At 41.9% G+C, this 1485-nt stretch carries 1 protein-coding gene; it reads right to left on the bottom strand.

Annotation, left to right across the window (positions count from 1 at the left end; translation table 11 throughout):
* Window positions 1–91 precede the first annotated feature (91 nt).
* Window positions 92–1237 (bottom strand): IS110 family RNA-guided transposase, encoded by a 1146-nt coding sequence (locus tag STRDD04_RS10135; protein WP_062201980.1) that lies wholly within the window; start codon window positions 1235–1237, stop codon window positions 92–94.
* Between the last annotated feature and the right edge of the window lie 248 nt (window positions 1238–1485).

Here is a 1485-nt window from a genome sequence, read left to right as displayed (position 1 = left end):
ATTTTTGTTTCAAATTGAACAATTTCAGAGTACGGCAAAAAGCCCTTGAAAATGCTCATTTTTCAAAGGTTACATCTATGGTTTTAGTTGGTTATCTCACTTTTTGTTCGTCAAAGGGGACATTGTTTTTGAGCAGATGAAACAAGAGTCTGATGAGCTTTTTAGCGACATGAGCAATGGCAACGTTGTAATGTTTTCCTTGCTCTAACTTAGTTCTGAGATAGGCTTTGAAAGCAGGAGAAAAACGAGCGGTTGCTTTAGCAGCTTGTAAGAGAGCCCATCTCAAATGAGGAGAGCCTCGCTTGACCATTTTCCCTGCTAAGTCCATCTGTCCTGACTGGTAAATGGCAGGCTCCAGTCCAGCGAAAGCTTGGAGTTGAGCGGGTGTATCAAAGGTATGAATGTTTCTGATTTCAGCTAAAATCACAGAACCTAGCCGATTTCCAATCCCCGTAACAGTAGTGATGACCGAGTTGATCTCAGCCATCAGCTCATCGACTTTATTTTCGGCTTTAGCGATGAGCTTGTTATAGTGTTGGATATTCTCAATGATCTCAATTAACTCAAACTCACGGGCGAGTGAAGATGTCCCGATAGAGTTTGGTGCGACCTTGAGAATATCCTGTATTTTAGGGACTGTTAATCGCTTAATTTCCATTAGCTGCTCCAATCCCGCCTCAAGCATTTTTTGAGGACTGGGATAGCGAGTGAGCAGCTCGTAAGCGTAGTCAGAATGCTTACCTATCAGTTTGTCTAGCTCAGGGAAAATGATATCCAGACAGCGTGTATACTGTACTTTCCAATCTGCTTGTTTTTTCTTGAGCCGATGGATATGTCTGGTAAGAATTTTCAAGTCTTCCTGATTGTTATCGTGCCGAAATTGTTCCCGCATAGGGTCAGAAAGAAGTTTAAGAGCAATGACCCGAGCGTCTTTCTTATCGGTTTTGGTTTTACGAAGTGAGAGTGATTTGGCGAATTCCTTGATGAGTAGAGGGTTGTAGGTGTAGACCAGATAGTCCTGTTCATGAAGGAAGTTCAAGAGATTAAAGGCATAATGTCCCGTATCTTCAAGTGCGATGAGAGCATCTTGATGGAGCTGTTTGAGTGTATTGTCAAGAAGTTTAAACCCAGCTCTGTTGTTGGAGAAAGTGAGTGGTTTCAGGACCGTCTTACCTTGTTCATTCAAGACAGTTACATCATGTTTGTTTTTAGCGACATCAATGCCTACATAAAGCATAGCGTTACCTCCTAATATAATTTTCAAGCGCACCTGGTACTCCACGAACTTTTTGCCTTGTTACCTTACACGAGATAAAACGTCACTGCGTTATCAAACTCATTACCAATTGAAACAAAAAGCTGTGGTTAGAGCCTTTCTGAAATCGTCGAGCGATTGGAGGGCAACAACTAATCCACAGTGGCTTATACCAAGTGTATCACTTGGGCTTTGGCAGTAGCTAACTGCACTAAATATAATATAAGGAG

It is taken from the genome of Streptococcus sp. DD04, from assembly GCF_001578725.1.
GTDB classification, from domain to species: domain Bacteria; phylum Bacillota; class Bacilli; order Lactobacillales; family Streptococcaceae; genus Streptococcus; species Streptococcus sinensis.
Note: the sequence above shows the minus strand (reverse complement) of the source record. Positions and strands in the feature narration are given on the sequence as shown.

Coding starts and splice junctions, on each gene's coding strand:
- STRDD04_RS10135 (WP_062201980.1), bottom strand. CDS start 1,237: ATGCTTTATGTAGGCATTGATGTCGCTAAAAACAAACATGATGTAACT.